Annotated in this window: 20 protein-coding genes; 12 read left to right on the forward strand and 8 right to left on the reverse strand. The window is 73.7% G+C overall.

Going from position 1 to position 21,366, the window contains the following annotated elements:
* Window positions 1–21: 21 nt before the first annotated feature.
* Together OG711_RS33895 and OG711_RS33900 are read right to left on the reverse strand one after the other, a co-directional pair.
* Complete coding sequence (locus OG711_RS33895; RefSeq protein ID WP_329562396.1) at window positions 22–1,128, reverse strand: baeRF3 domain-containing protein; 1,107 nt, start codon at window positions 1,126–1,128, stop codon at window positions 22–24.
* A 681-nt stretch (window positions 1,129–1,809) separates the two neighbouring features.
* A complete protein-coding gene (locus OG711_RS33900) occupies window positions 1,810–2,298 on the reverse strand; it encodes a DUF1269 domain-containing protein (protein WP_266512615.1) in 489 nt (162 codons plus the stop codon).
* A 183-nt stretch (window positions 2,299–2,481) separates the two neighbouring features.
* On the opposite strand from OG711_RS33900, the gene OG711_RS33905 reads away from it, so the two are divergent.
* Entirely contained in the window at window positions 2,482–3,147 is a 666-nt protein-coding gene (locus tag OG711_RS33905) for an oxidoreductase (protein WP_329562398.1), read from the forward strand.
* Window positions 3,148–3,157: 10 nt separating this feature from the next.
* On the opposite strand, the gene OG711_RS33910 is transcribed toward OG711_RS33905, so the two are convergent.
* Entirely contained in the window at window positions 3,158–3,331 is a 174-nt protein-coding gene (locus tag OG711_RS33910) for a hypothetical protein (protein ID WP_178391192.1), read from the reverse strand.
* Window positions 3,332–3,674: 343 nt separating this feature from the next.
* Between OG711_RS33910 and OG711_RS33915 the strand changes: the two genes are divergently transcribed.
* Entirely contained in the window at window positions 3,675–4,097 is a 423-nt protein-coding gene (locus tag OG711_RS33915) for a hypothetical protein (RefSeq protein WP_073794562.1), read from the forward strand.
* A gap of 68 nt (window positions 4,098–4,165) precedes the next feature.
* Here OG711_RS33915 and OG711_RS33920 read toward each other — a convergent pair whose 3' ends face one another.
* On the reverse strand, window positions 4,166–4,360 hold the full coding sequence (locus tag OG711_RS33920) for an antitoxin (protein ID WP_073794561.1): 195 nt from the start codon (window positions 4,358–4,360) through the stop codon (window positions 4,166–4,168).
* A 93-nt stretch (window positions 4,361–4,453) separates the two neighbouring features.
* Here OG711_RS33920 and OG711_RS33925 point away from each other — a divergent pair, with 93 nt between their 5' ends.
* Window positions 4,454–5,275, forward strand: coding sequence for an AraC family transcriptional regulator (locus tag OG711_RS33925; RefSeq protein ID WP_266512600.1), 822 nt, complete (start codon window positions 4,454–4,456; stop codon window positions 5,273–5,275).
* Here the strand turns inward: OG711_RS33925 and OG711_RS33930 are convergent.
* Entirely contained in the window at window positions 5,254–6,528 is a 1,275-nt protein-coding gene (locus OG711_RS33930; protein WP_329562401.1) for an alpha-L-fucosidase, read from the reverse strand. The two genes, OG711_RS33925 and OG711_RS33930, sit on opposite strands and share 22 nt — an antisense overlap.
* A gap of 507 nt (window positions 6,529–7,035) precedes the next feature.
* Here OG711_RS33930 and OG711_RS33935 point away from each other — a divergent pair.
* The 6 genes from OG711_RS33935 to OG711_RS33960 all read left to right on the forward strand — a co-directional run bounded on the left by OG711_RS33935 (window position 7,036) and on the right by OG711_RS33960 (window position 14,422).
* The gene (locus OG711_RS33935; protein WP_329564218.1) at window positions 7,036–7,584 is read left to right on the forward strand and encodes a DUF2165 domain-containing protein; all 549 of its coding nucleotides are present in this window, start codon (window positions 7,036–7,038) and stop codon (window positions 7,582–7,584) included.
* A gap of 194 nt (window positions 7,585–7,778) precedes the next feature.
* Window positions 7,779–9,035, forward strand: coding sequence for a glycosyltransferase (locus OG711_RS33940; protein ID WP_329562403.1), 1,257 nt, complete (start codon window positions 7,779–7,781; stop codon window positions 9,033–9,035).
* A 96-nt stretch (window positions 9,036–9,131) separates the two neighbouring features.
* A complete protein-coding gene (locus tag OG711_RS33945; protein ID WP_073794557.1) occupies window positions 9,132–9,737 on the forward strand; it encodes a DUF6506 family protein in 606 nt (201 codons plus the stop codon).
* Between the two features lie 90 nt (window positions 9,738–9,827).
* Window positions 9,828–12,338: an ABC transporter ATP-binding protein/permease gene (locus OG711_RS33950; RefSeq protein ID WP_329562405.1), complete on the forward strand. Its 2,511-nt coding sequence runs from the start codon at window positions 9,828–9,830 to the stop codon at window positions 12,336–12,338.
* Window positions 12,339–12,404: 66 nt separating this feature from the next.
* A complete protein-coding gene (locus OG711_RS39215; protein WP_405674336.1) occupies window positions 12,405–13,412 on the forward strand; it encodes a hypothetical protein in 1,008 nt (335 codons plus the stop codon).
* Window positions 13,409–14,422 carry a serine/threonine-protein kinase gene (locus tag OG711_RS33960; protein WP_329562407.1) on the forward strand — a complete coding sequence of 338 codons (1,014 nt, stop codon included), beginning with the start codon at window positions 13,409–13,411 and terminating at the stop codon, window positions 14,420–14,422. Before OG711_RS39215 ends, OG711_RS33960 begins: the two co-directional genes overlap by 4 nt.
* A gap of 18 nt (window positions 14,423–14,440) precedes the next feature.
* On the opposite strand, the gene OG711_RS33965 is transcribed toward OG711_RS33960, so the two are convergent.
* Window positions 14,441–15,736 (reverse strand): streptophobe family protein, encoded by a 1,296-nt coding sequence (locus tag OG711_RS33965; protein WP_329562408.1) that lies wholly within the window; start codon window positions 15,734–15,736, stop codon window positions 14,441–14,443.
* A gap of 190 nt (window positions 15,737–15,926) precedes the next feature.
* Between OG711_RS33965 and OG711_RS33970 the strand changes: the two genes are divergently transcribed.
* From OG711_RS33970 to OG711_RS33980, 3 genes are all read left to right on the forward strand, one after another.
* Window positions 15,927–17,363 carry a DUF6777 domain-containing protein gene (locus OG711_RS33970; RefSeq protein ID WP_329562410.1) on the forward strand — a complete coding sequence of 479 codons (1,437 nt, stop codon included), beginning with the start codon at window positions 15,927–15,929 and terminating at the stop codon, window positions 17,361–17,363.
* Between the two features lie 154 nt (window positions 17,364–17,517).
* On the forward strand, window positions 17,518–18,318 hold the full coding sequence (locus OG711_RS33975; protein WP_107420580.1) for a hypothetical protein: 801 nt from the start codon (window positions 17,518–17,520) through the stop codon (window positions 18,316–18,318).
* Between the two features lie 167 nt (window positions 18,319–18,485).
* A complete protein-coding gene (locus tag OG711_RS33980; protein WP_073794552.1) occupies window positions 18,486–18,770 on the forward strand; it encodes a hypothetical protein in 285 nt (94 codons plus the stop codon).
* A 75-nt stretch (window positions 18,771–18,845) separates the two neighbouring features.
* On the opposite strand, the gene OG711_RS33985 is transcribed toward OG711_RS33980, so the two are convergent.
* Window positions 18,846–19,685 (reverse strand): nitroreductase/quinone reductase family protein, encoded by an 840-nt coding sequence (locus OG711_RS33985; protein WP_329562413.1) that lies wholly within the window; start codon window positions 19,683–19,685, stop codon window positions 18,846–18,848.
* A 450-nt stretch (window positions 19,686–20,135) separates the two neighbouring features.
* Complete coding sequence (locus OG711_RS33990; RefSeq protein ID WP_329562415.1) at window positions 20,136–21,110, reverse strand: aldo/keto reductase; 975 nt, start codon at window positions 21,108–21,110, stop codon at window positions 20,136–20,138.
* Window positions 21,111–21,366: the final 256 nt, after the last annotated feature.

Genomic DNA, 21,366 nt, shown 5'->3' on the forward strand with positions numbered 1-21,366 from the left:
GGTCGCGGGGGTCGGCGGTTGTCAGTAGCGCAGTACGCCCGCGATCCGGCCCAGGTCCGCGAGGGTGCCGTCCGGCAGGAAACGTACGGTGGCGCCCGTCGCCAGGCAACGCTCGACGATCTCGTCCACCAGGTCCTCGCGGGAGTCGAGATCGTCATGCCTCGCGGGCATCAGATGGTGGCCGTCGTCGCGTACCGTCACCCGGTAGTTCTCCTCCACGGCCAGCAGGTCCACCCGGCCCTCGGTCGCGTTGCGCCACACCTCGTCGGCCCCGGCGGCGAACTCCCGGCGGCCCCGCGCCCGGTCGAGGTCCCGCAGCACCGCGCCGTTCTCCGCCTCCTGCCGCGCGGAGTGGAACGGCAGCACCGCCTGCCACACCAGCTCGGGCGGCCCCTGCGCCAGGCCCCCGTGCGGCACCCGGAACATCTCGCCCGCACCGCCGTCCGACGCGCCGCCGACCTCCGCGAGGGTGGTCAGCGCCGCCGCCTCCCCGGCCGCGTACAACGGGCGGGGGTGGTCCGCGAGTACGGCGGCCATGGCTTCGTCCGCCCGGCGCAGAAACGCCCGGGTCGCCTCGTCGCGGAAGGTGCTGGGCAGGTCCCCGACGCGTTCCTGACGCTCCGCGTCGGGGTCCGCGAGACTTCTGACCAGCGGGAACGGGCCGGTGCGGACCTCGCTGACCCGCTCGGCGCGGCCGTCCCACAGCGAGATGTGGTCGGCGGAGACCGCGAGGACCCAGTACGGGCGATCGGCGAGGTCCGCGGCGACCAGGTTCCGGGTCAGGAACGTGTCCGACAGCACGACGCGTTCGGGGACCGCGCGGTTCAGGTACCAGACCTGGTGCTCGCCCGGCGCGGCGAACACGGCGAGGCCGTCCTCCGCGAGGGCCAGGTCGGTGGCGGCGACGGCCTGGTCCAGCTGGTCGGCGATGTCCGCGGAGCGGGCGCGGGTCGCCGCGGGGTCGGCCCGCAGCCGGTTCTTCGCCTCCGCGACGAGGTTGCGCAGACGTACGTGGTCCTGGGCGTGGTGGGGTTCGCGCCGGTGCGTGGGCATCAGCAGGGACAGCGCGGGGTAGGGGCGCGGCTCCCGGAGCCGCGCCAGCGTTCGGGGGTCGAGCCGTGGGTGCATGTCCGCCTTCGCTTGCGCTTCTGAGGTCTGTCCGGGTGGGCGCACTTGTCCTTGTGCCGTCGTTCGTGGGGTGCGCAGTTCCTCGCGCCCCTGGGTACTCGGTGCTGGGCGCGACTGTTCCCTGTGCCGTCGCTCGGTGGTTTCGCGGTTCCTCGCGGGTCGCCTTCGCTTGCGCTTCCTAGGTCTGTCCGGCGGGGCGTACTTCGTTGCTGTGCCGTCGTTCGTGGGGTGCGCAGTTCCTCGCGCCCCTGGGTACTCGGTGCTGGGCGCGACTGTTCCCTGTGCCGTCGCTCGGTGGTTTCGCGGTTCCTCGCGGGTCGCCTTCGCTTGCGCTTCCCAGGTCTGTCCGGCTGGGCGTACTTCGTTCCTGTGCCGTCGTTCGTGGGGTGCGCAGTTCCTCGCGCCCCTGGGTACTCCGTGCTGGGCGCGCTTGTTCCTGTGCCGTCGTTCGGTGGGTTTGCGCAGTTCCCCGCGCCCCTGTCGGGGCGCTGCCTGGCTGGTGTTGTTGTTCGGGTGCGGGTCGCCCTCGTTTTCGCGCAGTTCCTCGCGCCCCTTTGGGGCGCGTTCTGTTTGTTCTTCGGGGCGGGGACGGTCGGGATTTTCCGTCCTCGCTCCAACGCGATTTCCGCCCACCCCCTTGCCTAGCCGGGCGGGTGTGCGGGGAGAGGGGTGCTCCTTCGGTCAGCCCTGCGCGCCGAGGTGTTCGGCCAGTTCCTTCTCGTCCTCCGCGTTCAGCGAGGTCTTCAGCAGCCTTCCGCCGAACGGCTGCATCGCGTCGGCGAACTTGTCCTCCGTGATCTTCGCGGCCATGATCACCACGGCCGCCGCCCCCGGCTTCAGCATGGACTGCACCTGCCCCCGGAACTCCTCGTCGATCCCGGACTTGCTGAGCTTCCCGAACAGCCCGCCGAACGCGGCACCCGCCAGCAGGCCGAACGCCGGGACGAGGAAGAGCAGGCCGAAGATCGTGCCCCACAGCGCACCGGACGCGGCCGAGACCCCGACGATCTTGCTGGGCGTCTCGACGTGGTTCTTGCCTTCCTGGTCGACACTGACCACCGCCAGTCCGGAGAGATCGACCACGAAGTCCTTCTGGAGTTTCTGGACCTCTTCGTACGCCTGATGGGCGACCGCTGGATCCTCGTACCCGATCACGATGAGTTCGGACATGGTGTGCCTCCTTGGCGGTGATTGTTCACGGTCACCGGCGACCGGACCGACATATGCACCTTATGTCCGTTCTGGGGGTCGGGCATATGGGTCAGATGTGGGAGGGCTCGGATGTGCGGGGGTGTCGGCCGTCCGGGGCGGGGTGCGGTCTCCGGGTCCGGCTTCGCGTGGTTACGATGCGTCATGCCCACTCGTACCGCGCTGCTCGCCGGGGCCACCGGCCTCGTCGGCGGCCATCTCCTCGCCCGGCTGCTGGCCGACCCCCGCTACGACCGGGTCACCGCCCTGGTCCGCCGCCCCCTGGACCGCGAACACCCACGCCTCGACGTACGGATCGTGGACTTCGCCACGCTCACCGCCGACGAGGTGCCCGCCGTGGACGATGTGTACTGCGCGCTGGGCACCACCATCAGGAAGGCCGGGTCGCAGACGGCGTTCCGCGCGGTCGACCATGACGCCACGCTCGCCGTCGCCGACCGTGCCCATGGAGCCGGGGCCCGTCGGATCGCCCTGTGCTCGTCGGTCGGCGCCGACCCCGCCTCCCGGAACTTCTACCTCCGGGTCAAGGGGGACGTCGAACGCGACATCATCGCCCTCGGGTACGACAGCACCCTGCTCTTCCGGCCCTCCCTGCTGCTCGGGGAGCGGACCGAACAGCGCACCGCCGAACGCCTCGCCGCCCGGCTCGGCCCGGTGTTCGGCCCCCTCTGCGCCGGACCGCTGCGCCCGTACCGCCCGGTCGCCGCCGGACGGCTCGCCGCCGCGATGGTGAACGCCCTCGCCACCGCCGAGCCCGGTACCCGCGCCCTCACCTACGAGGACATCGTCCGCGCCTCCGAAGCCCGCTGAGCCCGCCGGATCAGGACGGCAGCGGTCCGCCGCAACGCGCGCAGCAGCGGTCCTCGCGGCCCGGGGCGAGCCGTCCGCACTCCTCGCACACCCGGTGCAGCAGACACGCGGCTTCCCCGCCCATGTCCGGCGCCGGGGCGCGGGCCGCCTCCGCGTCGGACTGTCCGTGATCGTTCGCCGCCATGCGTCCCCCGGTCTCCCGTTCCGTGTCCGGGTGCGCGCCGGTCGCCGCCACCCGCCCTGTGTCCGACGGTACGCGGGACCGGCTCCCGTCTCCGGCGAACGCTGTTCGGGAGTCTTTTCGGTCAGGGTCAGTTACCGCGTGAAGTGGCGAACGCGCTGGTGGAGTGGGTGAGTTGAGTCTTCGGTCAACTCGTGGGGCGCCCGGGACCGCACACTGGCCGAATCGGAGTGGTGACATACAGTCATGGCGTGAACTAAAGAAGAGGGGGTACACGACGGCGACGACGCGCATGCGACGAGCGGCCGTCCATGTGCCATGTCCTGAACCGCCCCCGGAGGTGACCATGCATGACGAATTCCTGTGCCACGTCACCGCCTACGGTGTCTGCGGTGGCCAGTGGGTCGGCGTGCCGCTCGGTACCTACCGGGCCCCCACCCTGCCACTGGCCCTGTGGTGGCTGCGCGACCGGGCCCTGTGGATCGCGGCCCGCCTCGATCCCCTCCCCGAAACCGCCGCCTTCCCGGAAGGTTCGCTGACCCCCGTCGGCGCTGACACGGCGGATGTACCGGCCGTGCTGCGTGACTGGTGCCACGACACCTACCGGCAGGACCGGGTCGCGGAGGAGCTCTCCCAGGGGCGGCTGATGCGATTCTCCGCCCAGGACGAGACCACGGAGTACGAGCTGATGGCGGAGTCCGTGGACACCCTGCGGATGCGCCGGATGCGCGACCCGTACGCGATGTCCGCCGGCGCGGCCCGGTGGTGAGCGCGCACGCCGGCCGCCTGGTCCGGAGGGCCGTGGCCGGCGGCACCGGACCGGGCGGGGCCGACGGGTCAGGCCCGCGGTGGCTGCTGGCCCCGGTCCTGGTCGCCGAGCCGGTCCTTCAGCGCGTCCTGGCCCTTGTCGACCTGGCCCTGGTACTTGCCCTGCGTCCTGTCGTCGATGGCGTCTCCCGCCTTGTCGACGCCCTTCGACGTCTGGTCCTCATGCCCCTTGAGCATGTTTTTGAGCTTGTCCATCATGGACATGAGCCCACCTCCCTAGAGGGTTGTTCCGTCTTCAGCTTCACCCGCCCGGGCCACTCCCGCATCCGCGCGCGTCCCCGCTGGTAACTTCTCACCATGAGCAGCGCAGCCGAGCCGCCGACCGTGGCGGTCCCGCTGGACACCCCGCCCCGGGTCGCGAGCCTCGGCACCGGGGTCCACGGCACCCACACCACGACCGACGTCTTCCGGCTGCCGGACCTGTGGCAGCTCCACCTCTACACGTACAGCGCCGAACTCGTCGTCGGCGGTCTGTCCCACACCATCCGGCCCGGCCGGGTCAGCCTGGTGCCGCCCGGCACCGAGGTCCGCTACCGCTACCGGGGCCGCTCCGAGCACCTGTTCGTCCACTTCGCCCTGCCCGGCACCGGGGGGTCCACCCGGGTCCCCCTCCTCCAGGACGCCGGGGCCGAGACCCCGGCCCTCACGGGGCTGCTGCGCCAGGCCGTCGCCATCGCCCCGCGCAACCCCGTACGGGCCGCCGCCGAGGTGTGGACGGCACTGTGGCGGGTCGCGGAACTCGGCGCGCCCGGCGGGTCCGCCCAGGCGCCCGGCCCGGTCGCCGCCGCGATCGCCCATGTCGAGGCACATCTGGCGGGCCCCCTCGCGGTGCCCGACCTGGCCCGGGTCGCCGGGGTCTCGCACAACCATCTGACCAGGCTCTTCCGCGCCGAGACCGGCCGTACGGTGGTCGCCTACGTCCGTGCGCGGCGGATGGCCCGCGCCCGGCATCTGCTGCGCGAGTCGACGCTCACCGTCCGCGCGGTGGCCGACGCCGTCGGCATCGCCGACCTCCAGGCGTTCAACAAGGCGTGCCACCGGGAGTTCGGCGCCTCGCCCCGCGCACTGCGCGCCGCCGCCCGCGCGTCCGGCGGGGATCAGCGCAGCCCGGTGCCCTGATACAGGTCCAGCTCGCCGTCCAGCTCCACGGCGAGGACGGTGGCGCACGGATCGACGTCCCCGGGCCCCGGCGCGTCGATCCAGGTCATCCCGGGCACCTCGTGCAGCCCGCCGACGACCCGGTGCCCCAGCTCCGCGCCCGTGCCGAGCACGCTCACCCGCTTCACCGGGGTCCGCAGCCCGCGTACCGTCACCGACTCGCGCGGTACGTCGAAGCACATCAGGTACAGGGTGCGGCGGTCCGCCGAGAGGGTGCTCGGTCCGTAGTGGTGGCCCGGCGGCAGGCCCGCGACCGTGCCGTGCACGGCGTCCGCGTGGGCGCGTATCCAGTCACCGAGGCCGGTGAGCCGCTCCGTCTGCGCGGCCGAGATCGTGCCGTCCTCCCGGGGCCCCACGTCGAGCAGCAGATTGCCGCCCATCGCGATCGTCTCCGTGAGGTAACGCACCAGCAGCGCCACGGACTTGTGGTTGTCGTCGCCCTGCCGGTACCCCCAGGAGTCGTTGACGGTCAGACACAGTTCCCAGGGGCCGTCCGGGGCCCGCACCGGCAGTCCCTGCTCCGGGGTCGCGTAGTCGCCGTGTCCCGTCAGCCGGGCGTTCGCCATGGTGTCCGGGGCCGCCGCCCGGATCAGCCCCGCCAGTTCGGCCATCCGCCACTGCTCCGGTGACCGCTCCCATTCACCGTCGAACCACAGCAGGTCCGGGCGGTACCGCTCGATCAGCTCGGCCACCTGGCCGTCCCGGTACGCCAGATACCGCGCCCATGCCGCCGGGTCCTCCACCCCGTTCTGTGGGGTGACGTACGCACTGGCCAGGATGTCGTCGTGCGCGGGCGGGTCGGGGTGGACGACCGTCGGGTAGTCGGGGTGGTTCCAGTCCGAGTGCGAGTAGTAGAGGCCCACCTTCAGCCCCCGTTCCCGCAGCGCGTGCGCGTACCCGGCGATCAGGTCCCGGCCCGCCGGGGTGTGCCGGACGACGTCGAGTCCGCCCTGGCCGGAGTCCCAGAGCGCCACCCCGTCGTGGTGGCGCGCGGTGAGAACCGCGTAGCGGGCGCCCGCCCGCGCGAACAGGTCCGCCCACTCGGCCGGGTCGTAGCGCGACGCGGTGAAACGGCCGAGCTGACTCATGTACCGCTCGTGCGGGACCTCGCCGTTGTAGAAGGACCAGGACTCGGCCACCGAGTCGACGGCGTAGACGCCGTAATGGACGAAGACGCCCAACTTCGCGTCACGGAACCAGGGCTGTGTGGACATGCCCGAACGCTAGAGCGGCGGACCGTCCCCGCGCGTGGGTACGGATCACCATCGGTGGTCCATTTTCACCCTATGGAGGAGCCTGGCGAAGGCGACGGGGTGCTGTTCCGACGGGGTCGTGGGGCTTCCGTCCGCGCGGACCGGTGGGCGCGGTCCACCAGCGGTCCGGCGGCCGTCCGTCGGCGGGCGAGGGCCGCGAGACGGCCGCGAGTCGTCCGTGCGACGGTTTGCGGAGGGGGCGTAGCCCCAACCTCAGCAGGAGAGCGCCTTGTTCATGGGCGGGAATCGGTCACGGAGGACGGCATGACGGACGGCACGACGGATGACGGGCGCGACAGGCGCGGTGCGGGCGGCGGTGTGGGCGGGGTCGACGCGGACGGCCGGGACGGGGTGGGGAGCGCGGTCGGCCCCGGCGGCACGGCGGGTGCGCGTGCCGAGGCGGCGATACCGGGGAAGGGCGAGGGCGGCGACCGGACAGGTGGCCGGACGAGTGGTCGGCGCGGCCGGGTGCGGGCGCTCGGCACCCTGCCGGTCGCCGCCGCCGCGCTGACCGTGACCGTCGCCGTCTACATGGCCCTCGTCGCGTTCGGCAACATCACCGACTTCGGGACCAACCAGCAGTTCGTCCGGCATGTCCTCGCGATGGACACGACGTTCAAGGACGAGGACCTGATGTGGCGAGCCGTCGAATCCCCTACGCTCGCCGATCTCGCGTACGTCGCCATCATCGTGTGGGAGACCCTGGCGGCCCTGGTCCTGCTGGCCGCCGGGTGGCTGTGGCTGCGGGCTCTCACGGGCGGCGCCCGGAACGCGCCGGGCACCCAGGACGGCGACGCCCTCGAACGTGCCCGCGCCGTCGCCACCCTCGGACTGGTGATGGTCCTGCTGCTCTTCGGGCTCGGGTTCATCGGTATCGGCGGCGAGTGGTTCGCCATGTGGCAGTCGTCCGACTGGAACGGGCTCGACGCCGCCAGCCGTAACGTCACCCTCGCCGGTCTCGCGCTGGTGGTCGTCAGGCTCCCGGCCGGCCGGGACGGCACCGACCGGGCCCGGTAGCGCGGAGGCGACGTGGCCGGGCGGCCGTGGAGAGGCGACGGCCGGGGGGCGGTAGGGGCGACGAAGCCGGTGGCGGCAGGTGTGGCGAAGCCGGTGGTGTCAGACGCAACTGGCCTGGCAGGCGTACAAGATCGGCCCTCCCGGCACGTCGCGATCGCGGGTCCGCCATACTGATGTCCGTGCGAGTAGCGGTCATGACAGCGGGTTCCCGGGGCGATGTCGCCCCCTTCACCGGGCTGGGCCACGGGCTGGCGCTGGCCGGTCACGAGGTGACCCTCGTGACCCACGCGCGGTTCGCCCCGCTCGCCGCGCGCGCCGGACTGGACTTCCGTCCGCTGCCGCTCGACCCGCGTGCCGTACTCGCCTCCGCGAAGGGCCAGGACCTGCACCGCAGCGGCAGCGGGATCGGCAAGATGAACCGGCTGTTCGCCCTGGTCAGGGAACAGGTCGGGGCACTCGCCGACGACCTCCTGGCAGCCGCCGGGCACAGCGATGTGCTGCTGCTGGCCCCCGCGATCGCCCCGCTCGGCCACGCCGTCGCGGACGGCCTCGGACTCCCGGCCGCCGAACTGCACCTCCAACCCCAGTCGCCCACCCGGGTGTTCGCCCCGCCGCTGCTCGGCGCCCGCTCGTTCGGGCCGCTGGGCAACCGGCTCGGCGCCCACGCGGTGAACGCCGGGCTCGACCGGCTCTTCGCCGACTCCACCCGCGCCCTGCGGGCCCGGCTCGGCGCCCCGCCGGTCGGCGTCCACGCCGCCCGCCGCACCCGGGACCGCCGCCTGCTGCCGGTGCACCACGGCTTCAGCCCGCTGCTCGTGCCCCGCCCCCGCGACTGGCGGCCCGGCCTCACCGTCGACGGCTACTGGTGGTCGTACGATCCCCCGGACGCCGAACTCCCGGACGAGGTCGCGAAGTTCCTCGACGCGGGACCGCCCCCGGTGTACGTGGGGCTGGGCAGCGCGACCGCGCCCGACCCCGAGCGGCTGAGCGCCACCATCGTGGGGGCGCTGCGGGCCGCCGGGCTGCGCGGGGTGATCCAGCGCGGCTGGAGCGGACTCGCCGCGGACGGCGACGACATGCTGACCGTCGGCGAACTCCCGCACTCCGTGCTGTTCCCGCGGACCGCCGCGGTCGTCCATCACGCGGGCGCCGGGACCACGGCGGCGGCGCTGCGCGCCGGGGTGCCCTCGGTGCCGCTGCCCGTGCAGTTCGACGCCGCGTTCTGGTCGGCGCGGCTGCGCGCGCTCGGGGTCGCGCCGGACATCGTGCCGCTGCGGACGCTCACCGAGCGGCCGGGGAGCGCGGACCGGCTGACGGCGGCGCTCGTCCGCGCCACCGCCCAGGACTCGACCCATCGGACCCGCGCCCGCGCGCTGGCCGCGCGGCTCGCCGGCGAGGACGGTGTGCTGCCCGTGGCGCGGACCGTGGAGCGGCTCGCCGCGCGACGCTGACCGGCACCCGCGCGATCCGCTTGACCTCTAGATTGGTTGAGGTTGCAGGCTGTTCCCTGTCGGCGCGACCGGCGCCATCGACGGAGGGACAGCGTCATGTCGGACACCCGCACGACCAGGGACACCGCGAGGAACAAGGTCGTCATCTACGAGGAGGAGGGCGGGGACCCCTCCGTCGATCTCCTGGTGGTCGGGAACACGCACGGACGGACCCGCGTCCGCGCCGTAGGGGACCCGGCCCAGGCCGTCGAACTCGCCGTGCGGCTGGTGGCCGAGGGCGTGGACCGGATCGAACTGTGCGGCAGCTTCGGGGCCGTGTGGCACGCGCGGGTCGCCCGCGCGGTCGACGGCCGGGCCCCCGTCGGCGCGATCTACTACGGCTTCGAGTCGCTGACCCCGATCGCCGCGTACAAGGCCCGGTTCGAGGCGGGCGAGGTGCTGTCCGACGCGTTCCTCGTCGTCCACGAGGGTGCCGACCCCGTCGCCGACCGTGTCGTCCACGCCAAGCCCGGCGGCGGGCGGGTCACGCTCGTCGCCGTACCCGACGAAGAGACCGCCGCCCGGGTGGCCGCCGAGCTGGGCCCCGCGCTCCAGCTCATCGAGTTCTACGGGGTGGGCGGGCCGGACGCGGCGGAACGGGTCATCGAGGCCGTTTCCCCGGCGGGCGTTCCGGTCGGGGTCATGGCGTTCGCGGGGCCGTAGGGGCACGGGCGTCGGGTGGGGCCGGGCAACCGTCGGGTGGGCGGGGGAGTTCACCAAGCGGGTGAAGCTACCAATAGGTAGAATTCGGACATGGCAGAGCGGTCCGGAACCCCGACCGCGCCCGCCCTCGTCGTCGAGACGGACTCGGGCTCCACCGTGCTGACTCCGGACCGCGACTACCACGTCGGGCGGGACCCGCTGAGCGACATCGTCATCGACGACGACCGGGTCTCCTGGCACCACGCGGTCCTGCACGCCGACTCGGACCACTGGACGGTCGCCGACGAGGGCAGCACCAACGGTACGTACGCCGATGGACGGCGGGTCGACGAAGGGGGCGTCGGGCCCGGCAGCGAGCTGCGTTTCGGCAGCCGGACGGACGGCCCCCGCGCCCTGCTCAGCGCCTCCCCGCCGCCCCCGGCCCCACCTGGTCCGGAGCCGACCGGTGCCCGGGGACCGAACGATGCCCCGGCCGACGCCGACGCCGACGCCGACGCCGACGCCGACGCCGCAGAGCCGCCCGATGCCCCGGCCTCGACCGGTGCCGTGGAGCCGCCCTATGCCCCGGCGCCGACCGACGGTACCGAGCGGCTTTCCGGGGTGCACGCGCCCGCCGCCACCGGGACGTTCCGGCGGCCCACCACCGTCCGGCCGATCCCCGTACGGGCCGTGCGGATCGGGCGGGCCCGGGACAACGACCTCGTCGTGGACGACCTGGTGGTCTCGCGTCACCACGCCGAACTGCGGGTGGGCACCGACGGGACCTTCGAGATCGCGGACCTCGGCAGCCACAACGGCACCTATCTCAACGGCAGTCCGGTGACCCGGGCGGCCGTCCTGCCCGGCGACATCGTCGGCGTGGGGCACTCGGCGTTCTGCCTGGTCGGCGACAAGCTTGAGGTGTACGTCGACACCGGCGAGGTCTCGCTGGACGCCCAGGAGCTGACGGTCACCGTCGACCGGGGCCGTAAAACGCTGCTCGACGGGGTGTCGTTCCCGGTCGGGGAGAAATCCCTGCTCGCCGTCGTGGGACCGAGCGGCGCGGGCAAGTCGACCCTGCTGAACGCCCTCACCGGACTGCGGCCCGCCGACCACGGCACCGTGCTGTACGACGGCCGGGACCTCTACCACGACTACGCGGAACTGCGCAGCCGCATCGGGCTCGTCCCGCAGGACGACATCCTGCACGTCCAGCTCACCGTCCGCCGCGCGCTGCGGTACGCCGCCCGGCTCCGCTTCCCGCAGGACACCGCCGAACCGGAACGCCGGGCGCGGGTGGACGAGGTCATCCGGGAACTCGGTCTCGAACAGCGCGCCGACCAGCACATCCACAGCCTCTCCGGCGGCCAGCGCAAACGCGTCAGCGTCGCCCTGGAACTGCTCACCAAGCCCTCGCTGCTCTTCCTGGACGAACCGACCTCGGGGCTCGACCCCGGGATGGACCGCTCGGTGATGCATATGCTGCGCGGTCTCGCCGACGACGGACGGACCATCGTCGTCGTCACCCACAGCGTGCTCAGCCTCGATGTCTGCGACCGGCTCCTCGTCCTCGCGCCGGGCGGCCGGATCGCCTACTACGGACCGCCCGAGGACGCCCTCGGCTACTTCGGCTTCACCCAGTGGCCCGAGGCGTTCGAAGCGTTCGAGACGGACCGCGAACGGGACTGGGCGGGGGACTACCGCGCCTCGTCGTTCCACCGCGGATACATCACCGACGCCACCGCGCGCCCGCCCGTACCGAACGCCGACGGCGTCGCCGCCGTCGCCGCAGCGGTGCCGCCGCCCAAACCGCAGAGCTGGGGCGCCCAGCTCTCCACCCTGGTCCACCGTTACGCCACCGCGCTCAGCGCCGACCGCACCTTCCTGGTGATCATGGTCGCGCTGCCGTTCGTGATGGGTGCCATGGCCCGCGCGCTCGCGGGCAGCAGGCTCACCGCGCAGTCCGCGATGAACGCCCTGCTCATCCTCTGCGTCGGCGGCGTCCTCACCGGCGCCGCCAACGCCGTACGCGAACTCGTCAAGGAACGCGCCATCTACCGCAGGGAACGCGCGGTCGGGCTGTCCAGATCGGCGTACCTGATGTCGAAGGTCGTCGTCCTCGGCACGATCACCGTGCTCCAGTCCGTGGTACTGACCCTGGTGGCGCTGCTCGGAGTCGATCTCGGCGCGCCCGGCGGACAAGGGGTGTTCCTGCCACCGCTGGTGGAGATCGTCCTCGCCGTCGCCCTGCTCTCCTTCACCGCGATGACCCTCGGGCTGCTGGTGTCCGCGCTGGTGCGCAAGGAGGAGGTGACGATGCCGCTGCTGGTGCTGCTCGCCATCGTCCAGGTGGTGTTCTGCGGCGCCCTCCTCGAACTGAACGTGCCGGGCATCCAGCAGCTGTCCTGGCTGGTGCCCGCGCGCTGGGCGTTCGCCGCGATGGCCTCGACGATCGAGCTGGGGCGGATCGTGCCGGGTGCCATGAGCTCCGACGCCCTGTTCCGGCACTCGGCGGGCGTCTGGCTGCTCGACATGGGCATGTTGATCGTGCTGTCCCTCGTCTTCCTGTACGCCGTGTCCCGGCTGCTGCGGCGCCAGGAACCGGCCGTGATGCGTGAGTGACCCCGCCCGGCCCGCCGGGGCGCGGGCCCGCGCCCCGGACCGTCCGGCACCGCGAGGGAGCCGCCGATGACCACCGCCGAGTTCCGTCCCACCCATGTCGTCCCGCCCGGTGGCCTGCCCACCTGGGAGGTCCCGGACACCGACCGGCCCACCGCGCCCCTCGGCGCGCTGCTGCCCGTACAGCTCACCGACCGGCTGGGCGACTGGGGCCGGGTGGTGTGCGCGAACGGCTGGACCGCGTGGGTCGACGGCCGGCTGCTGATCGCGGTCCCCCAGCGGCCGCCCGAGGCGGGCAGCCCCACGGCCCGTACCGCCGACCCCCGGCCGCTGCTCGCGCGCGCCGAGGAGGCCGTCGGACGGTACCGGGCGGCGGCCGGGGAACTCGCGGACGGCCGCCTCGACGTGGAGTCCTTCCACCGCCGCACCCGGGGCTTGCGGGTGGGCATGGTCGTCGACGGGGAGTCCATGTGGCTCTACGACGCCGACCACGAACGGTGGGTGTACTGCGACGGCCGACGGCTCAGCGGATTCGCGGCGGACCGGGCACCGGGGGAGAGCGCGGCTCCGGCGGCCCCCACCGGCACGCCACGGGACCGGGCCGCCGTACGACCGGACCGGGCCGCCGTACGACCTGAGCAGGCCGGGGCGCGACCCGAGCAGGCCGGGGTACCCGAACCCGCGCCGGAACCGCCCCGTCCGCCCGCACCCGCACCCGACCCCGCGCCTGAACCGATACCGACAACACAGGTACCGGAGCCCGAACCCGCATCGGAACAGGCACAGCCACCCGCACCCGCACCCGCGCCGGAACCGGAGCCGACACTCGACCCCGAATTGACGCCCGACCCCGCCCCCGAACCGACCCGTGTCGTCCCCGTCCGTCCCACGCCCCCCTCCCGTCCCCCGCCCCGCGGCTCCGCGCCGCCCCCCACCCGGGTCGTCCGTCCGGTGCCCGGTGACACCGCGGGTCCCGAGCCCGCGTCCGGTCCCGCGGGGGAGGGGACGGACGCCACCCGTCAGGCGTCCGGGCCGCGGGCGGAACCGCGTGCCCGGCCCGGTGGTGACACCCCATGAGACCGGCCGGTACCGACGAGGGGACGAGTGAACACTCCGGGCGTCCCTCGGGACTCCTCGGCCGCCGGATCGCCGGGTACCGCGTCGAGAGCGAGATCGGACGCGGCGGTATGGCCGTCGTCTACCGGGCCAGGGATCTGCGGCTGGACCGGACCGTGGCGCTGAAGCTGCTCGCCCCCGAACTCGCCCGCAACGACACCTTCCGGCGCCGCTTCACCCATGAGTCACGGGTCGCCGCCGCCATCGACCATCCGCACATCGTGCCGGTGTTCGAGGCGGGCGAGCGGGACGGCGTGCTGTACATCGCCATGCGGTACGTCGCCGGACTGGATCTGCGCCATCTCCTCGACCAGCGCGCCGAAGGGGACCCGCTGCCCCCGGCGGCGGTCGTACGGATCACCGCGCAGGTCGCCTCCGCGCTGGACGCCGCGCACGACCACGGACTGGTCCACCGGGACGTCAAACCGGGCAACATCCTGGTCGCCCAGGGCACCGACAGCGACCATCCCGAGCACGTCTACCTCACCGACTTCGGTCTCACCAAGAAGTCCCTGTCGCTGACCGGGTTCACCACCGTCGGCCAGTTCGTCGGCACCCTCGACTACGTGGCGCCCGAGCAGATCTCCGGACGGCCCGTCGACGGCCGCTGCGATGTGTACAGCCTGGCGTGCGTGGTGTACGAGATGCTGGCCGGGGGACCGCCGTTCCAGCGCGACGACGACATGGCCCTGCTCTGGGCCCACCAGTACGACCAGCCGCCGCCGCTCGCCGAACGGCGCTCCGGGGCGCCGCCCGGGTTCGACGCGGTCCTGGCGAAGGCGCTCGCCAAGCGCCCCGACGACCGTTACGGCTCATGTCTGCGTTTCGTGGCCGCCCTGCGCACCGCCGCGACCGGTGCGCGTGCCCCGGCCCTGACCGATCCGGGGGCGCTGCCCGCCGATCTGCCGCCCGGCCCGCCGCCGGTCCCGCCCCGCTGGGCCCGTCCGGCCTTCCGCCCCGCGCCCCGCTGACCGCAAGCGCCGAGCCGCTCAGTCCACGCGCCCGGTGGCCCGCGCGTGCACCCGTGCCGCCGCGCCCCCGAGGAACCCCGTCACCAGACCCCACAGCGCGGCCGTCCCCAATGCCCCCCACAACCGGGGCGACAGCCGCACCTGTCCGCCCAGCCCGCCCCCGAGGTCCCCGATGCCGAGCAGCGACAGCCCGAAGTGGGCGGACACCCGTCCGGTCAGGCACACGATGAGCACCGTCAGCACCAGTGCGATCCCGATACGCAGCGCGAGCCGCCACAGTGCCGTACCGGCCGGTGACCGCCGCGCCATCAGGAAGGCCGCCGCGAGGAGCACCAGCGCCGCGCACGGCACCAGCCACCACGCCCGGGGGTCCCGTTCGGCCAGCGTCCGTACGTTCAGCACGCTCAGTTCGCCGCCGCCCGAACCCCGCAGCACCTCGTCCAGCACCTTCGGCACCGGCAGTCCGAACGGTCCCTCGATCCGTCCGTCCCAGGTGGCGCCGAGCCCGAGCGTGAAGGCGAGCCAGACGAGGTTGGGCAGTCCGAGGAGCAGTACGCCGACGGTGTCGGCGGCGTTGCCCCGGGTCGCGGCGACGACGAGCCCGACGACCAGTCCCGCGACGACATAGGTGAGCAGCACGTCCAGCATCGCGTGCGCGGCGGGCCGCACCGCCCCGTGGAACCGCAGCAGCCGCGGCGGGACCGGTGTCCTGCGGGCGACGAGCAGCGTGATCACGAGCACCCCCGCGAGCCACACCAGTCCGACGAGGACGCTCGTCCCGACGTCCCCGGCGAAGCCGACGGTGGGGGCGATCCCCAGCAGATCGCCGAGGTCGCCGATGGCGCCGTCACCGATCGAGACCCTGAACTCCTGCCGGGCGAAGAGGGCGAGGGCGACGAGCACGACCACCCACGGCACGGCGATCCGCGCCGCCCAGCCCGCCAGCTCGCGTTCCCCGACGACGGCGCGGTGGCGCAGCGGTACGAGGAACCCCGCCCCGAGGACCAGCGCCCCGGCGAGGGTCACCGACAACGGCAGCACGCCGAGGTCGCCCTGGGCGCCCGCGAGGCCGCCGGCGTCCCCCGACAGATCGATGTCCCCGCCCACGGCCATCAGCACGACGGCCGCGACCACCCGGGGGAACGCCGCGCCCGGCAGGGTGTGCGCCCCGGCCGCCCAGAGCCCCGCCGCGGCGACGACGGTCATCACGACCAGCGCGGCGAGCGCGGTCAGCAGGGCCTGGAACCAGCCGTGCGGCGCGGGCCCGGCCACATAGTGGTCGGCTGCCCCGCCGGGTGAAGTCCTGTGGCTCACACGGTCACGCTATGCAGTTCCCGGCCCGTGCGCTCCCCGGACACCGCCGACCGCGCCGGCTTGCGGGCGGGCGCGGGAAGCGGCACACAATGGGCTGGTCGCGGCAGGAAGCGGACGAGGGAGTTCGGCTGTCGCCCGGACATCCGCGGCGGGGCCCGGGGGGTCGTACGAGACCGGGAGCTGAGTGACCGTGAGCGCCGAACCGCCGCCGCCCGACCGCCCCACCGGCCCGTCCCCGTCGGGGGCCCCCGCGGGCCCACCGTCCGGCCCGCCCGCGGGACCCCCTTCGGGCCCGCTCTCCGACCCCTCCCGGCCCGGCTCGCCCTCCGGCCCCACGGGCCCGCCCGCGGACCACCCGTCCGGCCCGCCGTACGGCCATCCGGACGACGGCGCCCACGGCACGACGGGCGGCGCCCCCGCCCCACCGCCGGAACACGACGGCACGCGCCCCGGGACAGGCGACGGCGGGACCACGGACGGCGGAACCGGGGAGGGCGGCGGGAAGGGCGGCGGCGAAGGTGGTGGCCAGGGCGGGGGCGGCGATGGCTCCGGGCCCGGTGGCGCGCCCCCCGCGGAGCCTGGCAGGGGCGGCGGTACGCCCTGGTGGCGCAGCGCCCCCCGGGTGGCCCTGCTGACGCTCGGGGTCGTGGCCGCGGTCGTCCTCGGGGTGGTGCTCACACGTTCGGGCGGTTCCGGCTCGGGTGACGGTCCGTCGGGCGGCGGTGGCGGCGAGGTGTTCCTCCAGGCCGCGGACAGCACCGGCCGGGACCCGTTCACGGAGTCGACCGCGCGGGACAGCAGCCCGCCGCCGAACACCCCGTCGCTGCCCGGCCGGTCGGAGTCCGGCCGGTCCGAGTCCGCGCCGGCCGCCCAGGGGGTGTCGGGCGCCGCACCCGGCCTGTACGGGGGCACCCGGAGGACGGCGAGCTGCGATGTGGAGAAGCAGATCAGGTTCCTCGGTGCCGAGGAGGCGAAGAACAAGGCGTTCGCCTCGGCCCTCGGTATCGCCCCGGACAAGGTGCCCGGCCGGCTGCGCGCGCTGACCCCCGTACAGCTCAGGCTCGACACCCGGGTCACCAACCACGGCTACGTGAACGGCTCCGCGACGGCCTACCAGGCGGTCCTGGAGGCGGGCACGGCGGTCCTGGTCGACGACCGGGGGCTGCCGACCGTCCGGTGCGCCTGCGGAAACCCGCTGACGGAACCGGTCGCCCTGCGCGGCACCCCGAAGGTCGTCGGTGAGCCCTGGCCCGGGTACCGCGCGTCGAACGTCGTCGTGGTGAAGCCCGCGTCCCGGCCCGTGGACACCTTCGTGATCTACGACCCGCACAGCGGCGGCTGGTTCACCCGCGACCCCGGCGGCACGGGTTCGGGCGACCAGGAGACCGCCCCGCCGACGGACGCGACCCCCTCGCCGGACGGTTCGCCCTCCGGCGAGGACACCTCGACGGGTTCCACCGACGAACCCGGCACCCCTTCGGACGGGACCGGAGGGCCGTCCACCGGATCGCCGTCCGCCGAGCAGCCCGGCTCACCGTCCGCCGGGTCCCCGCCGCCCGCCACCGAGGAGCCGCCCCTGACCTCGGGACCGGGTGACACCCAGGCCCCGCCGTCAGGACCGGCGTGACCGCGACCCGGCCAGGACCGGTGTCCAAGACCGGGCGCAGGCGGGTGACCGGAGCGGGCCAGGCGGGTGATGTACGGCCAGGATGTACCGGAATGGGGGGTTATGGGGGGACAGGGTGGGCGCGTCCGTGCCGCACTCGCACCAGGAGACCTGAATGCGCCTCATGCCTCGTCCGCAGCGCCAAGCCGTGCGCGGCCTGGCCCTCACCGCCACCCTCGTCGCCGCCGCGTCCCTGACGACGGCACCGGCCCACGCCCATGAGGGACTCCCGTCGCACCACTGCGTCCTCAACGGGGCGGAGGTACCCCCGGGCCAAGAGGTGTTCGGCACCCCCGGTGACGATGTCATCGAGTGCGAGAACGACGTCGAGAACGTCATCATCTGGGGCGGGGCGGGCAACGACAACATCCGCGTCAAGGGCCTCATCATCGACTCGCAGGTCCTCGGCGGCGACGGCGACGACCGCCTCCAGACCAGCCATCTGCTCCCCCGCGAGGGCCAGGCGTCGATCCGGGCGGGCGCGGGCGACGACACCGTCATCGTGCCCACCGTGATGGGCACCACCGACAACGGCGCCGCCGTCTACGGCGACCAGGGCGCGGACACCATCACCGTCGGCACGGTCTCCGGCTCCCCGGGCCAGCACGCCCGGGGCGGCGGCCAGGTCTTCGGCAACGACGGAGCCGACACCATCTCGGCCGGTGTCATCGACTTCGGCGGCCGGGTGCTCGGCGGCAGCGAGAACGACGTCATCGAGGCCAAGGGCGTCGGCCCGGAGGCGGGCGGTGTCATCCAGGGCGGACCCGGCAAGGACACCATCCGGGGCGCCAAGGACACCGTCCTGCTGGCCGGACCCGGCTGGGGCCTGGTCGACGGCGGTCTCGACGAGGACCAGTGCAAGGTGCAGCACGCCAACCCCGAGCGCGCCCGCAGCACCATCGCCGCCTGTCCCTGACCGGCCGGAACCCGCGCCCCTCCCCGAACTGCGGCCCCTCGGCCGTCACCCCGGGGAGGGGCGTCCGTCGTACGGGTGTTCCCACGCGGCCCCGCGAGGTGGGGCCCCACGGGTGAGCCGGGCCGCCCGGCCGTGACCGAGCCCCCCGCTCGGCCGTTGCTCCGGGCATGACCGCAACCCGACGTATTCTCGCCGCCGTGGCCCTCGCCTCCAGCGTCACCGGACTCACCGTCACCGCCGCGTCCGCGTCCGCGATGGAGGTGCCGTCCGTACTGGGCCAGCTCGACGCGCTGTCCGCGCAGTCGGTGACCCCCGAGCACGCGCACCGGATGCCGACCGTCACCGGTCAGCTCGGCACCGTCGCGCAGGGCGCCTCCCAGCTCAACCAGCTCCGCCAGGTGACCGACCTCGCGGCCCCCGTCACCGGGCTCCTCCCGGCCGTGGAGTACTAGGCCACCCGTACCCGCCGCCCCCCATGCGCCCGCCGCCCCCGGACGGACCCGGTTCGTCCGGGGGCGGCCCGTGTCTCAGATCCCGGCCGCCGCCATCACCGGGATCAGCTGCTCCTCCTCGTACCTCAGATGCGCCTCCAGCTCGGCCGCCAGACGGTCGAACTCCTGGAGCAGGTAACCGGGTTCCGTCTCCGTCGCCGAGACCAGCAGTCGCAGGGACTCCGCCAGCTCCGCTATCTCCTCGTGCTCCCGCGCGAGCCGGTCCATGACCGGCGCCAGCTCCGGACGCCCTGGCGTGAGCTGCGGGAACAGCATCGTGTCCTCGCCCAGATGGTGGTTGCGCAGCCCCTGGCAGACGGTCAGACAGTTCATCCGGAGCTGACCGCCGATCCCCGCGCCCGAAGAGGTGATCTCCTCGCGGATCATGGCGAGTTCACGGCGGAACCCGTCATGGACGACCTTCATCCCCTCGGCGAACGACTCCGCGTTCAGCCGGTGCGCATCCTCGACCGCCCGCAGCACCACGACCGGGATGACCCGGTCGGTCTTGCGCTGGTACTCGGCCCAGCCGTCGTCCGCCTCGACCGCGCGGGCGAACATCCGGTCACGGTCCTCGCCGGTCAGCACCTCGGCCTCGGCCTCGTAGGTGAAGACCCCGTCCTCCACGGTCACCCTCGGCTCGGCCACGAGATTGTGGTACCAGTCGGGATGCCGGTCCGCGCCACCGGCGGACGCGATGACGACCACCTGCCCACCGCCGTCCGGCAGACAGCCGACGGGGCTCGTACGGGGGACGCCGCTGCGCCGTCCGGTGGTCGTCAGCAGGAGCAGTCGCGCTCCTTCGAACCAGCCGCCGACACGTCCCTGGTTGGCGCGGAACTCTTCGATGATCCGCTCATTGAACTCGTTGGGCATTCGCTGCTTTCCGCTCGGTTCTTCTCGCCGCTGAACAGGGCACACGGCCACCCGGGCAGGGCTGCGGGGACGCGACGGGATTCCGGCGCGCCCGGCTGCCCCGGCAGGGGTGGGCGGTGCTCAGGGGAAGGGGAAACGCACCTGACCGGTGCGTGAGAAGAAACGAGCGGCGGGGCTCTCGCCCGCCCCGGAGTCACTCCGAGGCCGGGTGCCCTACTCGTGCGCGGCGCGAAGCCGACCCGGCAGTCATACGGACGACCCTAGCGGCCACCCCGTCGGTCGAACAACCCGATGATCGCCCCGCATTCGGGTCTCTTCCGAGGGCGCGGGGACCGGGTCCGGTCGGCGCCCCCGAAGCGGCGCCGGAACCGCGTACCCCGTCCGTCACCCGCGATCGGTCCAGGAGACGGTCGGCCGGGCGGGGTCCTCCTCGGCGAGCGCGGCGCCGGTTCAGCGGTTCAGCGGGGACATGTCCGTGTAGCGGTCACCCGAGGGGGCGGAGAGTGCCGCGAGGCGGGTGAGCTGCTCGGGGGTGAGGGTGAGGGCGTCGGCCGCCACGTTCTCCTCCAGCCGTGACACCCGCTTCGTCCCGGGGATCGGGGCGATCGTGTCGCCCTGCGCCAGCAGCCACGCGAGCGCCGTCTGCGCGGGTGTCGCGCCCGCGTCCCGCGCGATCGCCTCGACCTCGTCGGCGATCCTCAGGTTCTGCTCGAAGTTCGCCTCGCTGAACCGGGGGTTGTCCTTGCGGAAGTCGGTGTCGTCCAGCTGGTCACGGCTGCGGATACGCCCCGTCAGGAAGCCCCGGCCGAGCGGCGAGTACGGGACGAAGCCGATGCCCAGTTCCCGGGTCAGCGGCAGGACGTCCGTCTCGGGGTCCCGGGTCCACAGCGAGTACTCGGTCTGGAGGGCGGCGACCGGGTGGGCCGCGTGGGCCCGCCGGATCGTCTCGGGTCCCGCCTCGGACAGCCCCACATACCGGATCTTGCCGTCCGCGACCAGCTCCGCCAGAACGCCCATGGTCTCCTCGATCGGGGTGTCCGGGTCGACGCGGTGCTGGTAGTAGAGATCGATCCGGTCCGTGCCGAGCCGCCGCAGCGACCCCTCGACGGCCGCCCTGATGTTGCGCGGCGAGCTGTCGGGACCGCGCCGCGCGCCCGGACCCGAGTGCGACAGGATGCCGAACTTCGTGGCGAGCACGACCTCGTCCCGCCGGTCCGCGAGAGCCCGTCCGACCAACTCCTCGTTGGTGTAGGGCCCGTACACCTCCGCCGTGTCCAGCAGGGTGACACCGAGATCGATGGCCCGGTGGATCGTCCGCACCGCCTCGGCCTCGTCCGTACCGGCGCCGGTGTAGAACGCCGACATACCCATACAGCCGAGGCCGATCCGGGATACGTCGAGCCCGCCCAGGGAGACGTGTCGCATGGGGGTTGCCCTTTCAGGGGAGGGACAGCGCGGGAGGGCCACCGTGCCAGAGCCCGGCCCGGCCGTGCCCCCGACATGCCGGAATGCTGACACACGCCACAACACCGGGCGACCGGGCCCGGCGCAGGTGGGTGCGGGCGGAGGCGGGGCGGGTCCGGTGCCGGGCGGCGCGACCGGCCGGTGACGGGCCGCCGTGGCCCGGCCTCCCGACGGCCTGCGTGGCCCGGTTCGTGGTGAGCACGGTCCGGACCGCCGC

The sequence above is a fragment of the Streptomyces uncialis genome (genome assembly GCF_036250755.1).
Lineage (GTDB): Bacteria > Actinomycetota > Actinomycetes > Streptomycetales > Streptomycetaceae > Streptomyces > Streptomyces uncialis.

Coding starts and splice junctions, on each gene's coding strand:
- OG711_RS33895 (WP_329562396.1), bottom strand. CDS start 1,128: ATGCACCCACGGCTCGACCCCCGAACGCTGGCGCGGCTCCGGGAGCCG.
- OG711_RS33900 (WP_266512615.1), bottom strand. CDS start 2,298: ATGTCCGAACTCATCGTGATCGGGTACGAGGATCCAGCGGTCGCCCAT.
- OG711_RS33905 (WP_329562398.1), top strand. CDS start 2,482: ATGCCCACTCGTACCGCGCTGCTCGCCGGGGCCACCGGCCTCGTCGGC.
- OG711_RS33910 (WP_178391192.1), bottom strand. CDS start 3,331: ATGGCGGCGAACGATCACGGACAGTCCGACGCGGAGGCGGCCCGCGCC.
- OG711_RS33915 (WP_073794562.1), top strand. CDS start 3,675: ATGCATGACGAATTCCTGTGCCACGTCACCGCCTACGGTGTCTGCGGT.
- OG711_RS33920 (WP_073794561.1), bottom strand. CDS start 4,360: ATGTCCATGATGGACAAGCTCAAAAACATGCTCAAGGGGCATGAGGAC.
- OG711_RS33925 (WP_266512600.1), top strand. CDS start 4,454: ATGAGCAGCGCAGCCGAGCCGCCGACCGTGGCGGTCCCGCTGGACACC.
- OG711_RS33930 (WP_329562401.1), bottom strand. CDS start 6,528: ATGTCCACACAGCCCTGGTTCCGTGACGCGAAGTTGGGCGTCTTCGTC.
- OG711_RS33940 (WP_329562403.1), top strand. CDS start 7,779: ATGACAGCGGGTTCCCGGGGCGATGTCGCCCCCTTCACCGGGCTGGGC.
- OG711_RS33945 (WP_073794557.1), top strand. CDS start 9,132: ATGTCGGACACCCGCACGACCAGGGACACCGCGAGGAACAAGGTCGTC.
- OG711_RS33950 (WP_329562405.1), top strand. CDS start 9,828: ATGGCAGAGCGGTCCGGAACCCCGACCGCGCCCGCCCTCGTCGTCGAG.
- OG711_RS39215 (WP_405674336.1), top strand. CDS start 12,405: ATGACCACCGCCGAGTTCCGTCCCACCCATGTCGTCCCGCCCGGTGGC.
- OG711_RS33960 (WP_329562407.1), top strand. CDS start 13,409: ATGAGACCGGCCGGTACCGACGAGGGGACGAGTGAACACTCCGGGCGT.
- OG711_RS33975 (WP_107420580.1), top strand. CDS start 17,518: ATGCGCCTCATGCCTCGTCCGCAGCGCCAAGCCGTGCGCGGCCTGGCC.
- OG711_RS33980 (WP_073794552.1), top strand. CDS start 18,486: ATGACCGCAACCCGACGTATTCTCGCCGCCGTGGCCCTCGCCTCCAGC.
- OG711_RS33985 (WP_329562413.1), bottom strand. CDS start 19,685: ATGCCCAACGAGTTCAATGAGCGGATCATCGAAGAGTTCCGCGCCAAC.
- OG711_RS33990 (WP_329562415.1), bottom strand. CDS start 21,110: ATGCGACACGTCTCCCTGGGCGGGCTCGACGTATCCCGGATCGGCCTC.